Source organism: Stenotrophomonas sp. 278, from assembly GCF_003935715.1.
Lineage (GTDB): Bacteria > Pseudomonadota > Gammaproteobacteria > Xanthomonadales > Xanthomonadaceae > Stenotrophomonas > Stenotrophomonas maltophilia_AH.
Window position 1 is genome coordinate 1 of the sequence record NZ_RHPP01000113.1, and the last position, 13,937, is coordinate 13,937.

Annotated in this window: 13 protein-coding genes and 1 pseudogene; 5 read left to right on the forward strand and 9 right to left on the reverse strand. The window is 67.0% G+C overall.

All coding sequences use genetic code 11. The annotated features are described in order from the left end of the window. From EGJ34_RS22285 to sppA, 4 genes and pseudogenes are all read left to right on the forward strand, one after another. Nucleotides 1–458, forward strand: a pseudogene (locus EGJ34_RS22285) (hypothetical protein); the annotation flags it as partial. Continuing rightward, nucleotides 451–987: a DUF3106 domain-containing protein gene (locus EGJ34_RS16345; RefSeq protein ID WP_125361569.1), complete on the forward strand. Its 537-nt coding sequence runs from the start codon at nucleotides 451–453 to the stop codon at nucleotides 985–987. The pseudogene EGJ34_RS22285 and the gene EGJ34_RS16345, both read left to right, overlap by 8 nt. Before the next feature lie 108 nt (nucleotides 988–1,095). Continuing rightward, nucleotides 1,096–2,466 (forward strand): MATE family efflux transporter, encoded by a 1,371-nt coding sequence (locus tag EGJ34_RS16350; RefSeq protein WP_125361558.1) that lies wholly within the window; start codon nucleotides 1,096–1,098, stop codon nucleotides 2,464–2,466. A 98-nt stretch (nucleotides 2,467–2,564) separates the two neighbouring features. After that, nucleotides 2,565–4,469, forward strand: a complete 1,905-nt coding sequence (gene sppA, locus EGJ34_RS16355; RefSeq protein WP_125361559.1) for a signal peptide peptidase SppA — start codon at nucleotides 2,565–2,567, stop codon at nucleotides 4,467–4,469. An 89-nt stretch (nucleotides 4,470–4,558) separates the two neighbouring features. Here the strand turns inward: sppA and EGJ34_RS16360 are convergent, their stop codons facing one another. Next, nucleotides 4,559–4,777, reverse strand: a complete 219-nt coding sequence (locus tag EGJ34_RS16360; RefSeq protein ID WP_125361560.1) for a hypothetical protein — start codon at nucleotides 4,775–4,777, stop codon at nucleotides 4,559–4,561. 127 nt (nucleotides 4,778–4,904) lie between these two features. On the opposite strand from EGJ34_RS16360, the gene EGJ34_RS16365 reads away from it, so the two are divergent. Then, nucleotides 4,905–5,681, forward strand: a complete 777-nt coding sequence (locus EGJ34_RS16365; RefSeq protein ID WP_125361561.1) for an SDR family oxidoreductase — start codon at nucleotides 4,905–4,907, stop codon at nucleotides 5,679–5,681. Nucleotides 5,682–5,733: 52 nt separating this feature from the next. On the opposite strand, the gene EGJ34_RS16370 is transcribed toward EGJ34_RS16365, so the two are convergent. The 8 genes from EGJ34_RS16370 to dprA all read right to left on the reverse strand — a co-directional run. Then, complete coding sequence (locus EGJ34_RS16370; RefSeq protein ID WP_312023036.1) at nucleotides 5,734–6,522, reverse strand: hypothetical protein; 789 nt, start codon at nucleotides 6,520–6,522, stop codon at nucleotides 5,734–5,736. Further along, on the reverse strand, nucleotides 6,476–7,261 hold the full coding sequence (locus EGJ34_RS16375) for a DUF4124 domain-containing protein (RefSeq protein ID WP_125361562.1): 786 nt from the start codon (nucleotides 7,259–7,261) through the stop codon (nucleotides 6,476–6,478). The genes EGJ34_RS16370 and EGJ34_RS16375 overlap by 47 nt, the downstream gene beginning before the upstream one ends. Before the next feature lie 49 nt (nucleotides 7,262–7,310). Then, nucleotides 7,311–7,871: a Sua5/YciO/YrdC/YwlC family protein gene (locus EGJ34_RS16380; protein ID WP_125361563.1), complete on the reverse strand. Its 561-nt coding sequence runs from the start codon at nucleotides 7,869–7,871 to the stop codon at nucleotides 7,311–7,313. A gap of 109 nt (nucleotides 7,872–7,980) precedes the next feature. Beyond that, complete coding sequence (locus EGJ34_RS16385) at nucleotides 7,981–10,470, reverse strand: DNA topoisomerase I (RefSeq protein ID WP_125361564.1); 2,490 nt, start codon at nucleotides 10,468–10,470, stop codon at nucleotides 7,981–7,983. A gap of 191 nt (nucleotides 10,471–10,661) precedes the next feature. Continuing rightward, entirely contained in the window at nucleotides 10,662–11,567 is a 906-nt protein-coding gene (locus EGJ34_RS16390) for an RDD family protein (RefSeq protein WP_125361565.1), read from the reverse strand. A 61-nt stretch (nucleotides 11,568–11,628) separates the two neighbouring features. Next, a complete protein-coding gene (locus tag EGJ34_RS16395; RefSeq protein WP_125361566.1) occupies nucleotides 11,629–12,438 on the reverse strand; it encodes a pilin in 810 nt (269 codons plus the stop codon). Nucleotides 12,439–12,477: 39 nt separating this feature from the next. Continuing rightward, a complete protein-coding gene (locus EGJ34_RS16400) occupies nucleotides 12,478–12,951 on the reverse strand; it encodes a DUF494 family protein (protein ID WP_125361567.1) in 474 nt (157 codons plus the stop codon). A 42-nt stretch (nucleotides 12,952–12,993) separates the two neighbouring features. Further along, the coding region (gene dprA / locus EGJ34_RS16405; RefSeq protein ID WP_125361568.1) for a DNA-processing protein DprA at nucleotides 12,994–13,937 on the reverse strand (944 nt) is incomplete at its 5' end.

Below are 13,937 nucleotides of genomic sequence, written 5' to 3' on the forward strand. Positions count from 1 at the left end.
GTACGCGGCCGACGCCGTCCTGGCGCGCGCCCGCCAAGGAGGAGTCGGCTCCACGCCGCCGCCCGACACGACGCGGAGCGCGCCCGCTGTGGCGTGGTCTGCTGATTCTTGCGCTGACCACCGGCGCGCTGCTGGGCTGCGCGTACTGGTGGAAGCACCACCGTCAGGCCCCGCTGCCGGAAGCCAGCGTGCCCGAAGGGGCGGTCAGCATCGACAACCCGGTGCAGAGCGAGGAGCTGCCGGCAGAAGATCTGTCGGAGGCCGCCGCGACGACTCACCTCGATGCCGCTGGCGATGCGTCGCTGCTGTCCGATCCGGATCTGGCGATAATCCGCGAGGCCGACCTGTACGCCTGGTTCGCGGCCGGTGGACCGGTACCGGTGGACGAATCCCAGGCCCAGCCCAGCCGCCCGGAACCGGCCTCTGCCGGCCTGGAGACCACCGATGCCGATGAATAAGTACACCCCCCTGCTGTGCCTGATGGCGTTGGCCCCACTGGCCGCCAATGCGACACCGCAGCCCCTCGCTCTGCCCCAGGCCGTAACCACTCCCACTCAGGCCGCAGCGCACCCGGCCCAGTTGCGCGAGCTGCGCAGCCAGCTGGCCCAGTGGCAGTCCCTGCCGGAGTCCGAACGCACCCGCATCCGCGAGGCCGCGCAGCGTCTGGCCGCGCTGCCCCCCGAACAGCAGCAGAGCGTACGTGCCACCTTCGCCGCGCAGGATGCGCGCTTCCGCGACGGCTGGCGCCTGGGGCCGACGCTGGGTGCCCAGTTCCCGAAGCTGGAAGGCCTGTTCGGCTTCCTGCCGATGGAACAGCGCGACACCGCGCTGAAAGTGCTGCGCCAGCTCACCCCGGATCAGCTGGCCCAGCTGACCCTGATCGCCCAGCGCACCCCGCCGCAGGAACGCGACACCGTGCGGGCGGCGTTCCTGGCGCTGGCACCGGCCGACCGCGACCGCTGGCTGCACGCGCACGTGGTGCGCTGACCGTTTAATGCCGGTCATGGGTTTTGTCAGCCGACGCGCGTAAGATGGCGGCCCGCAACCCGGTGCCTGTGCCCTCCGCGCGCGACCGCAGTTGACGTCCGTACGTCCATGTCTACCGCTCTTCCTGCTCCGCGCCTTTCCACCGAAGTGCGCGCCACCGGCCTGCTCGCGCTGCCGCTGGTCCTGGGCCATGTCTCCACCGGCCTGATCTCCTTCGTCGACAACGTCATTGCCGGTCATCACGGCACCCAGACCCTGGCCGCGGTGACCATCGGCACCGCGCTGCTGTGGTTGCCGATGCTGATTCCGATCGGCACCCTGATTTCGCTGACCGCGTCGGTGTCGCAGCTGCATGGTGCAGGACGCGAACGTGAGATCGGCCCGTTGTTCCGCCAGGCGCTATGGCTGGCGCTGGGGCTGGGCCTGATCATGTTCACCTTCCTGACGGTGGTGCCGCCCCTGCTGCCGGCGTTCGGCATCGCGCCGGACATCGTGCCGGGGGCGACCGCGTTTCTGCATGCGGTGCGCTGGGGTGGCCCGGCGCTGACCCTGTACTTCTGCATGCGCTATCTCAGTGAAGGCATGCACTGGACGCTGCCGACCATGCTGCTGGGTTTTGGCGGCCTGCTGGTGCTGGCTCCGCTGGGCTATGTGCTCTGCTACGGCGAGCTCGGCTTCCCTGAGCTGGGTGCTGAAGGGCTGGGCATCGCCTCGGCCACCATGATGTGGATGCAGGCGCTGTGCTTTGCGGGCTACCTGTGGAAGACCCGGCGCTTTGCCCATCTGGAACTGTTCTCGCACTTCGAGCTGCCGCGCTGGCGGGCGATCTGGGACCTGCTGCGCACCGGCCTGCCGATCGGTATCACCGTGCTGATGGAAGGCGGTCTGTTCATCGTCACCGCGCTGCTGATCGGGCGTCTGGGCGCAACCGAGGCAGCTTCGCACCAGATCGCGATCAACGTGGCCCAGCTGTGCTTCATGATTCCCATGGGTGTGGCTGAAGCGACCACCGTACGGGTCGGGTATGCGGTCGGCAGCAACGACGGTTCGGGCGTGCGCCGTGCGGCCAACGCGGGGCTGGTGATCATTGTGGGCACGCAGACGCTGTCGGCGCTGGTGCTGCTGTTCGGCCATGACGCCATCGTGGGTGTCTATACGGCCGACCTGGGCGTGGCGGCGCTGGCCTCCACCCTGCTGCTTTATGCGGCGGCGTTCCAGTTCCCGGATGGCATCCAGGTGCTGTCGGCCGGTGCCTTGCGCGGGCTGAAGGACACCCGGGTGCCGATGTTCATCGCCATGTTCTCCTACTGGGGCCTGGGCATGCCGCTCGGGGCCGGGTTGGGGCTGGGGCTGGGCATGGGGCCGCAGGGCATGTGGCTGGGCCTGATCCTGGGCCTGACCGCGGCTGCGATTCTGATGGCATGGCGACTGCGGGTGAGCAGTCGCCGTGTCGGAAACGGCCCTGTTGCAACGGTGTGATCCGCCCCCACACAGGACACCCTGACTTGTGTCCGATGCCGGTCTGACCGGCACCGGCTATGCTGGTACCACGGCAAGAAGCCAACTGGAGTTTCCCCATGAACCAACCTGTGCGTCGCAACCCCGTGGCCAGCTTCTTCATCGGGCTGTGGGATGTGATGAACTTTACCCGCCGGCTGATCCTGAACCTGGTGTTCTTCGGTCTGCTGTTGCTGGTGCTTGTCATGTTCGTCGTGGCGGCCGGCAGGAGCGCCGGTTCCAATCGTGCGCTGCAGGACCGCACCACGCTGGTGATCGCGCCGGAAGGCAAGCTGGTCGAGCAGTACACCGCCGATCCGCTCAGCCGCGCGCTGGCCAAGGCCGTTGGCGACAATGCCGCCGAGGAAATCCAGCTGCGCGACCTGGTCCGTGGCATCGATGCCGCACGCCAGGACAAGAAGATCGAACGCGTGGTCCTGCAGCTGGACAAGCTGCAGCCCAGCGGTTTTGCCTCGATGCGTGAAGTGGCCGCCGCACTGCAGGAACTGCGCGGCTCCGGTAAGCAGATCGTGGCCTACAGCGACGGCATGAGCCAGTGGCAGTACCTGCTTGCCGCACAGGCCAACGAGGTCTACCTGGATCCGATGGGCGGACTGGTGCTGGAAGGCCTGAGCCGCTATCGCCAGTACTTCCGTGCCGGCCTGCAGGACAAGCTGGGCGTGGACGTGCATCTGTTCAAGGTGGGTGAGTACAAGTCCGCCGCCGAACCCTATGTGCTGGATGCGGCCTCGCCGCAGGCCAAGGAAGCCGATCTGTTCTGGATGAACGACGTTTGGCAGCGCTACCTGGCCGACGTCGCCAAGGCCCGCAAGCTGGATGCCGCACAGCTGGCCGCCGGCATCGACACAATGCCCGAAGGTGTGGCCGCCGCAGGCGGCGACCTGGCCAAGTTCGCCCTGCAGCAGAAGCTGGTGGATGGGCTGAAGACCCGTGAAGAAGTGGAAGACCTGCTGGCCGATCGCGGCGTGGCGGACGAAGATGCCGACGGCGGCTTCCGCAACATCGGGCTGGGTGACTACCTGACCCAGCTCGACCTGCGCCGCTCGCCGGTGGACTCGCGTCCGCAGGTGGCGGTGGTGGTCGCCGCGGGTGAAATCGCCGGTGGCGACCTGCCGGCCGGCCGCGTCGGCGGCGAATCGACCTCGGCACTGCTGCGCGAAGCGCGCGAAGACAAGGACGTAAAGGCCGTGGTGCTGCGCGTCGACTCGCCGGGCGGTGAAGTGTTCGCTTCCGAGCAGATCCGCCGTGAAGTGGTGGCGCTGAAGGCCGCCGGCAAGCCGGTGGTGGTCTCGATGGGCGACCTGGCGGCATCCGGCGGTTACTGGATCAGCATGAACGCCGACAAGATCTATGCCGACCCGTCGACCATCACCGGTTCGATCGGCATCTTCGGCATGATTCCGAACCTGGCGCGTTCGCTGGACAAGATCGGCGTGCACACCGATGGCGTGGGTACCACCCGCTTTGCCGGTGCGTTCGACATCACCCGCCCGATGGACCCGGCCGTCGGCCAGGTGATCCAGTCGGTGATCAACAAGGGCTATGCCGATTTCACCGGCAAGGTCGCCGATGCGCGCAACAAGCCGGTCGAGGCGGTGGATGAAGTGGCACGCGGTCGTGTCTGGAGTGGCGCACAGGCCAAGGAGCGCGGTCTGGTCGACGATTTCGGCGGCCTGCGCGTGGCCCTGACCGATGCCGCCGCCCGCGCCAAGCTGGGCGGCCTGGACAAGGTCCGCGTGCGCTATATCGAGAAGCCGGCGACGCCGCTGGCGCAGTTCATCGGCGGCTTTGCCGGCACCCGTGCCGGTGCGTGGATGCTGGGTGAGTCGGGCATGGCCCGCATGATGCTGGCGCGTTCGATGCCGGAGCTGGACACCCAGTTGCGCTTTGTCGAGAACGCCGCCCGCGATCCGCGCGGTAGCGCGCCGGTGAAGGCATTGGCGTATTGCTTCTGCGGCTTCTGATGGTTGAGGGGCACGACCAACGGTCGTGCCCTACCGTATCCGCAATGGATCACGGCGAGCCCCGGTAGGTCACGACCGTTGGTCGTGACTTAACGCCCGCTTTCTGCGTTGTCTGCCGCGCTTGTATCCGGTGCTTTCTCCAAGGCGTCGCGCGCTGCCTTGGCTTTGTCCAGCGGCTGCTGCATGGCGTCGCGCAGGGCGGTGGCCTGGGGTTCCGGTGGCTTGTCGGGTGAGGGCGCGGCGGGTGGTCGGTTGCAGCCGGCCAATGCCAGCACGGCGGCCAGGGACAGGGTGAGGCGGATCAGCATGGCAACCTCGGCGAGTCAGTCTGATGGCGTGCAGTGTGGCACCGCTTCGCCGCCCCGTGTGTGACGGGGTGCGTCGCCACGGCATGCGGGCTATCCTGCCGCACCACGATGATTGCAGGAGAACTCCGTGAGCGCACAGCGTTGGCGTCTGGATGGACAGACCGCCCTGATTACCGGTGCCAGCGCCGGCATCGGACTGGCGATCGCGCATGAACTGGCGGGATTTGGTGCGGACCTGCTGATCGTCGGCCGCGACGCTGATGCCTTGGAAGTAGCACGCGATGAACTGGCCGATGCCTTTCCCGAACGTGAGATCCATGGCTTGTCGGCGGACGTTTCCGACGACGATGATCGTCGGCAGATCCTGGATTGGGTGGAGGACCACAGCGACGGCCTGCACCTGCTGATCAACAATGCCGGCGGCAACATCACCAAGCCGGCTACGGAGTACACCGAAGACGAGTGGCGCGGGATCTTCGAAACCAATCTGTTCTCGGCCTTCGAGCTTTCGCGCTATGCGCACCCGCTGCTGACACGCCACGCGGCGTCAGCCATCGTCAACGTCGGCAGCGTGTCGGGTCTTACCCATGTGCGCAGCGGCGCGGTGTACGGCATGACCAAGGCGGCCATGCACCAGATGACCCGCAATCTGGCGGTGGAGTGGGCCGAGGATGGCATCCGGGTCAACGCCGTGGCCCCTTGGTACATCCGCACGCGGCGCACCTCCGGACCGCTGTCCGATCCGGACTACTACGACCAGGTCATCGAGCGTACGCCGATGCGGCGCATTGGTGAGCCGGAAGAGGTGGCCGCGGCGGTCGGGTTCCTGTGCCTGCCGGCAGCCAGCTATGTCACCGGCGAATGCATCGCGGTCGACGGCGGCTTCCTCCGGTACGGATTCTGATCCGCTGCCGACACCGCAATTGCCGGGCAAGCCCGGCACTACATGCCCCGGTTTACGGAACCGGACAATTGCTCGCGGCCAGCACGGCTTCCAGCCGCTCGCGTTCGGCGCGGGCGGGTGCCTGTTTCTCGGCTGACGCAAAGCGCTCCTGCCCACGCGCGTTGCGGAAGCGCTGCTGCCATGCGCCGCAGCGGTCTGCCTCGGCGATTTCCTGGCAGTCGTCGCGGATCACCTCGCAGCTCGCCGCATTGACCGGCGTGACCCCGCCCAGTCCGGTGACGGACATCATCTCGCAGTGGGCCGGTGCGGGCTCGAGCTCATGCAGATAGCGACCGCCATCGGCGCGCTGGCATTGGAAAATGGGCGGCGGTGGCGGCTTGCTCGGATCCCCTTCCTGGCTGGCATCGCCCGGGCGGGGCAGGTTGGCGCTGTCCAGAATGGCGCTGCCCCGTTCCACCTGGTAGGCCTCGGAGATCGTGCGCTCCATGGGAATCTGCGTGCCCGGTATCAGTGGCGCGTTGGCTCCGGCCGAAGGCGGTACCGGTGCTGACGGCGCGGGCACCGGCGCGGCCGGCGTGGCGCTGGTGGACACCGAGGTCTCCGTGCGCGATGGACCGGCATCCACGCGCTGCATCACCTGGTGGCTGCCTTTCGGACAGGGTGCACTCTGCACGCTGACGTTGTCATCGGCGTCGGTGCAGCGGAACACAATGCTGTCATTGGCGAATGCCGGGCAGGCCATGCACATCAACAGGAATAGGCGTGCGTAGTTCATTGCCGCAGCATACAGGGCATCAGCGGCAGTCACGTCCCAGCCGCGCATCGATCCCACGCTGCTCACGGCTGATGGCCTCGCGCTCGCCCTGCAGTGCACTGTTGTAGCGGCGATCCAGCTCCCAGCGGCGATCGCGCAGGATCGAGCAGACCTCGCCGGTCGGCAATGGGTGGCACTGGTCGCGCACCAGCACATTACCGCCCGGTACCACCACATCGGTGTAGGTACCGGGATACCCGGAGCTTTCGTGGTGCCAGTGGGTGCTGCCACTGCCGATGTTGACGCTGCCGCGTACACCGGAGCCGCCGCCCGAGACCGACAGCGACCCGCCGCTGCTGCTGACCGAGCCGCTGCCCATCGGCATGACCGGCGGCAGCGGGCGCGGCCCGGGCCCCGGGCGTACGCCGCCGCCCCGATGAGGCAGCCAGGCACTGGTCCACACCGGCACCCAGCGCGGGTTGCCTTCGCTGGTTTCGCTGACGTAGCGGCTGCCGTCATCGCGGATGCACTCATACATCGGCTGTGGCGGCTGCACGTGCACGTAGCGCACTTCGCGCTGCGGTGCGGGGGTGGCCGGCGCGGGCGCGGGCTGGTCGCTGCGCACGGTGCGCGGCGGCGGATCACGTGGCCGCTGCATCTCGCGGACTTCCTGTCGGCCATCGCGACAGGGTGCGTCCTGCAGGGAGACCGCCCCATTGCTGCCTACGCAGCGGTACACGCGTACGCTGCTGGCGTCCTGGGCGGCCAGGTCGGAAGCGCTGGCGGCGAGCAGCAGGGGCAGGCACAGGGCGGTGAGGGGGCGCATGCCGGCAGTGTGAGGGGTAATCCGTGTACGCGCAAAGAACGCGTCGGGCTCAGGTCCGCAGGACGTCGCCTGTCAACGCGTCGCGGATCGGGGTGGGCTGGGCCAGGCCGCCGGTGTCGCCGTCCAGCACGCCGTCCAGCAGCGGCAGCAGGGTGGGATCAAGTTCCGCACGGGTGCGCGCCGGGGGGAACCCGGCCAGATTGGCGCTGGTTGAGACCAGAGGGCCGCCCCAACGGCGGCTCAGCTCGGACACCAGCGGATGGGCACTGATCCGTACTGCGATGCCGCTGTGCTCGCCAGTGATCCAGGCCGGAGCCAGCGGTCCGGCCGGCAGAATCCAGGTATGGGCTCCCGGCCAGCTGGCCAGCACGGCCGCCTGGCGCGATTGGGGCAGGGCTTTCAGGCGCACCCAGCCTTCCAGCTGGGCCAGCTCGGCAGCGACCAGGATCATCCCTTTCTCAACCGGGCGCTGCTTCAGGCGCAGCAACTTGCGCACGGCCATCTCATGGCTGGGATCGCAGCCCAGGCCCCAGACCGCTTCGGTGGGGTAGGCGATCACGCCGCCGGCATGCAGCGCAGCGACGGCAGAATCCAGGGTGAGTTCGTTCATGGCGGCGACCGGTACGACAGGAGGCGTGATTATCCTCCCGCCGCGTGCACCCGGGGTAGAGCGGGGCTTGCCCCGCTGCCGTGCAACCCGGTGCCGGGCAAGCCCGGCACTACGTGGCTTTCTTCACGGCTTTCTTGGTGACGGCTTTCTTGGTCGCCTTTTTGGCCGGCGCCTTCTTCGCCGTGGCCTTTTTGGCAGCCGCCTTCTTGGCCGGAGCCTTCTTCACTGCCGGAGCCTTCTTTACCGCCGCCTTCTTGGCCGGAGCCTTCTTGGCGGCCGCCTTCTTGGCTCCGAAGCCCTTGCGCACCGGCTTGCCGGTCTCTTCCATCAACTGCTGCGCTTCAGCCAGGGTCAGCGAGGCGGGCTCGCGGTCCTTGGGAATCTTGCCGTTGAACTTTCCATCACTCAGGTACGGGCCGAAGCGGCCGTTCAGTACCTGGATGTCGCTGCCTTCGAATTCCTTGATGATGCGGTTACGGGCGATTTCTTCCTTTTCCTCGACCAGGAACACGGCGCGCGCCAGGTCGATGGTGTACGGGTCGTCCTCCTTTTTCAGCGAGGCGTAGGTGCTGCCGCGCTTGGCGAACGGACCGAAACGGCCGATACCCACGCTCACTGGCTCGCCCTTGTCTTCACCCAGGGCGCGCGGCATCAGGAACAGCTCCAGCGCGTCTTCCAGGCTGATGGTGTGCATGGACTGGCCCGGGCGAAGCGAGGCGAACTTGGGCTTTTCCTCGGCGTCTTCGGCGGTGCTGCCAATCGCCGCATACGGTCCGAACCGGCCCAGGCGCACACTGACCGGCTTGCCGGTCTTGGGGTCGGTGCCCAGCTCGCGCGCGCCACTGGCCTCGGCGCGGTCGACCGATTCCTTCTTTTCCTCGACCAGCTTGTTGAACGGGTCCCAGAAGCGGGCCATCAACGGAATCCAGTCTTCTTCGCCACGCGACACTGCATCCAGCTCGTCTTCGAGCTTGGCAGTGAAGTCGTAATCCACGTACTGGGTGAAGTGGCTGGACAGGAACTTGGATACGGCCCGGCCGACGTCGGAGGGACGGAAGCTGCGGCCTTCCATCTCCACGTACTTGCGGAACAGCAGGGTCTGGATGATCGACGAATAGGTCGACGGACGGCCGATGCCGTACTCTTCCAGCGCCTTCACCAGCGCCGCTTCGGTGTAGCGCGGCGGCGGCTGGGTGAAGTGCTGTTCGGCGATGATGCGGTCCAGCGGCACGCGGTCGCCCGGCTTCATCGCCGGCAGCTTGCGGCCTTCATCGTCGTCTTCGGCGCTCTTGCTGTCCTTGCCTTCCTCGTACACGGCCAGGAAGCCGGGGACGACCACGGTGGTGCCGCTGGCGCGGAAGATGTGCTCGCTGCCGGCGGCCAGGTCGACGCTGACCGTGTTGAGCGTGGCTGGAATCATCTGGCACGCCACCGCGCGCTTCCAGATCAGCTCATACAGCTTGCGCTCGTCATCGGTGAGGTAACGCGACACCTGCGCCGGCGTGCGCAGCGCCGAGGTCGGGCGTACGGCTTCGTGCGCTTCCTGAGCGTTCTTGGACTTGGTCTGGTAGGTATTGGGCTTGTCCGGCAGCGCGGCGATGCCGTAATCGCGCGCGATCACGTCGCGGATCTCGGCGAGGGCGTCCTGCGACAGGTTCACCGAGTCGGTACGCATGTACGAGATCAGACCCACGGTGCCTTCATCGCCAATGGCCACGCCTTCGTACAGCTTCTGCGCCACCTGCATGGTCTTGCGGGTGGTGAAGCCCAGCTTGCGCGAGGCTTCCTGCTGCAGGGTCGAGGTGGTGAACGGCGGGGCCGGGCGGCGCTTGCGCTCCTTGCTGGCCACGTCGGTGACGTGCAGCGAGCCCTGTGCGGCCTGCTGGATACGCAGGCGGGCGGCTTCGGCGGTGTCACCGTCGGTGACCGTGAACTGCTCGAACTTCTGCCCGTCCAGCTTGATCAGACGGGCATTGAACGCCTGGGACGGGTGCGCGCAGGCGGCCTCGATGCTCCAGTACTCGCGGGCGACGAAGGCTTCGATCTCCTCCTCGCGCTCGACGATCATGCGCAGCGCCGGGCTCTGCACGCGACCGGCGGACAGGCCGCGCTGGACCTTGCGCCACAGCACCGGCGACAGGTTGAAACCGACCAGATAGTCCAGCGCGCGGCGCGCCTGCTGGGCGTCGACCAGGTCGCTGGCAATCGCGCGCGGTTGGCTCATGGCCTCCTTGATGGCGCGCGGGGTGATCTCGGTGAAGACCACGCGCTGCATCGGCTTGTCCTTCAGCAGCCCGCGTTCCTTCAGGATCTCGGCGATGTGCCAGCTGATCGCCTCGCCCTCGCGATCCGGGTCGGTCGCCAGAAAGATGTCGTCAGCGCCCTTGGCAGCCTTGGCGATCGCATCGACATGCTTTTCGTTCTTGTCGATCAGGTCGTAGCGCATCGCGAAGTTGTTGTCCGGGTCGACCGCACCTTCCTTGGGAACCAGGTCGCGCACATGCCCATACGAGGCCAGGACCGTGAAGTCCTTGCCGAGGTATTTGTTGATCGTCTTGGCCTTGGCGGGCGATTCGACGATGAGCAGGTGCTTGGGCATGGCAATGAATTCTGTGGGTAAAGGACCCGGAAGGGCCGCTAGGGTGGAGCAAATGGCCGCATTAGTGAAGGGCGGCCGTCGATATATACAAACTGAACGCCCGGTTGTGCGCCGGGCGTTCAGGTTTGCGCCTATTAGTGGAATCACGCCGGAGCCGCCTGTGTCAAGCGGCCCGGTGTGAGGATGCCCGGTCAGTACATGGAAGACGCGGCCAGGCCCGCAAACAGCAGCAGGCCGCCCACGCCCAGCAGCAGGATGCCGTTCAGTACCAGAATGATCACCGTCACGGTTCCCAGCCCCTGTTCCTGGAACTCGGCGTGATCGGTGAAGGCCCACTTGTCCACCACCACGGTGTCGCACAGCATGTCGTGCAGCGCCTGCTTGCGCTCGGTGAAGGCGGCCATGATGAAGCCGATGAACAGGGTCAGGCTGCTCAGGATGAAGCCCCAGTAACGACCAAAGGCGCGCATGAAGGTCAGGCGTTCGCCGTCGCTGCGTACCACCTTGATGCCCACCGCCATCTTGCCCAGGGTGGCTCCGCCGCGCGAGGAGTGGAACCAGGCGTAGTACGCGATGCCGACCGCGAAGCCGGCCAGGATGCCGAGCAGGTACATCACGCCCATCACCGCGGAGTTGTCGCTGACCGCGCCGATGCCGTTGAACACCAGGCTGACCGGGAAATTGATGATGCCGACCAGGAACGAGTCCAGGAAGTACGCGGCGTACCGCTTCCAGAACCCGGCATATACCACCTCGCCGCCCTTGACCACGGCGGAGCCGTAGCCGCTGACCGCGGTCGGCGCGTCGTAGGGCGAACGGGTGCCACCGCCGGTGCCCGGCAACGGCGCGGTGCCGTTGTCGATGGCGCTGTAGTCACCGCGCAGGTCGAACCCGGAGCCCAGATGGCTGGTGGCGCTGGTCAGGTTCTGCAACTGCAGTTCCTCGACGGCTTCTGAAAGCGGCTTCCACTGCGAGAAGCCTTCGCGCCAGACCAGTGTGGTCAGGCTGATTTCCCCGCGCTGGAAGCGCTGGCGCAGGTCGTCGGCCATCAGCGGACCCTGACGGTCCTGGCCGTCCGCGTAATACCACTCGGTCATTGCTTCAATCCCCATTGTGATTCGTCCATAAAATCGTATGCGACACGGCGAGCATGTCCACTCAGTTGCTGCAGGTAGGCGGCAGGTAGCGGTTGTCAGCGTCGCTGGTGCAGTTCCACTGCTGCTGCCCGACGTCGTACTCGAACCACACCATCTTGCCATCCAGCTGGCGCTTGCCGGGGATCGAGAATTCGATCTCCACGCCGCAGCGACCCTCGCCAAAGCGACCGATGCGGACCTGGCCCACGCCTTCGGTGGCATAGCTGGCCGGCGATCCAAAGCCCTCGTCGCCATTCACCGGGCAGCGGTCATGGTTGGCGACGAACTCGGCCACCCGGGGCTTGAGCGGGGTCAGCATGCCGATCGTCTGCGCCATCTGGGCGCGCGTGACGTAGTCGTTGTAGGCGGGAATCGCGATCGCGGCAAGGATGGCGATGACCGCCACCAGGACCAGGCCGACCACGGCCAGCACGATCGCCACCGGCCCACAGCCGGATTTCCTGGGCGGTGGCGTTGCGGCGGGTCGGGAATAGGCGGGTTGCTGCGGCGGCGGCGGAGCCGTACGCGTACTGGTGTCGATCTGGAAGGTGGCCGGAATGCGCGGCGGGGCCGGGCCGACCGGCTCGGGCGTGGCCGGTTCTGGCGGAGTCTCAAGCTCGAAATGTGCCGCCGGCGATGCCGGGGTGGCGGGGGCGATCACCAGCCCGATTTCGTCAGCCACCTCGCGCAGCGGTAACCACTGCGCAAGACCATCACGCCACACCAGCGTGTCCAGCCCGATCCGGCTGGAGGTGTACAGCGCGATCAACTCGTCAGACGCCAGCGGCCCACGCTGCTGGCGATTTCCTTCTGCATAGAACCACTGGCCCACGTTCCATTCCCCTGAATGCGCAAGGCACCCAGTGTACGGTCAGTGAAGGGGTTCTGGCTCGTCCACGAACATCTGGGTTTCCATCCAGGCGTAGGCCGCCTCGGAACCGGGCTGGTTGAACAGCACCATCAGCACGACCCATTTCAGGTCGTCCAGGTCCAGTTCGTCCTGGTCCAGGGCCATTGCGCGGTCGAGCACCAGCTCGCGCTGGTTGGCGTCCAGAATGCCGTGCTGCTCCAGGAACAGCAGGAAGCCACGGCCTTCCACGTCCAGTTTGTCCAGCTCCGGGCCATGGTAGACCCGCACCGGGCCGTCGACGCGGGCCTGGGTGACAGCCGGCCGCTGCTCGGCCAGCGCATCGAGCCAGTCGAACGCCTTGTTGATCTCGGTGGGGCTGAAACCAGCCTGTATCAGGCCGTTCTGGAGGGAATCGCGATCACGGACGATGTCCGCGTCTTCGCTGAAGTAGTGTTCAAAAAGGTACAGCAGTACATCCAGAATGCTCTCTTTCATTGCCCCTCGGCCTGCGTCTTCGACGCTGTGGAGGTGAAGAAACTAGGGTTTTCGACAGTAGCAGCCATGTACGGCGACCACCTTTCCATCCAGTTCCATGAGTTGCAGCATGGCCGACAGGCGGGCTGCCGTCAATCCACTGCGCTGGACCAGTGAATCCATAGGGATTGGGTTTTCATCCAGTGCCTGCCACAAGCGCTGGTAGTCCGGGTCGGAACGGGTCGGAGGACCCGATGGCAGCGGGCGTGCCTGTTCAGTGGGGGCATCGAGGCGACTTCGCAAGGCCTGGCCCAGCCGGGCCGCGACCGCTGCCAGGGGCTCGATGACCTCATCCGGGTGTTCCACCAGACGAACCCCGTCGCGGATCAGCCGGTGGCAGCCCCGCGCGCGCGGGTTGCGGACCGAGCCAGGCAGGGCGAATACCTCGCGCCCGGATTCCGCGGCCAGCCGGGCAGTGATCAGCGCACCTGAGCGCAGCGCGGCCTCGATGACCACCGTGCCCAGCGCCAGGCCGGCCACGATCCGGTTGCGCGCCGGAAACTGGCCGGGCCGGGCTTCGGTTCCGGGTGGGTACTCGCTGACCACTGCGCCGCGCTCGGCGATCTGCGCCTGGAGGCCTTCATGCTGTGGCGGAAATGCACGGTCCGGTCCGGTGCCCACCACCGCGATGGTGCGGCCTCCGTTCACGGCCAGCGCGGCCCGGTGCGCGCGCCCATCCACGCCGGCCGCCAGGCCGCTGAACACGGCCAGCCCGCTGCGGGCAAAGGCATGGGCGAACTCGCTGGCCAGTTCAGCCCCGCTGGGCGAGGGCGTGCGGCTGCCAACCACGGCCACGCCCGGGTGCCACAGCGCGGACGGGTCGCCGTGCACGAACAGCGCCAAGGGCGCGCGTGCGACGGTGCGGAGCAGGTCGGGGTAGTCGTCGTCTTCGATCGACAGCAGGTGCCGGCCGGGCAGGGCCAGCCACTCCCGGCCGTGGGAGAGGC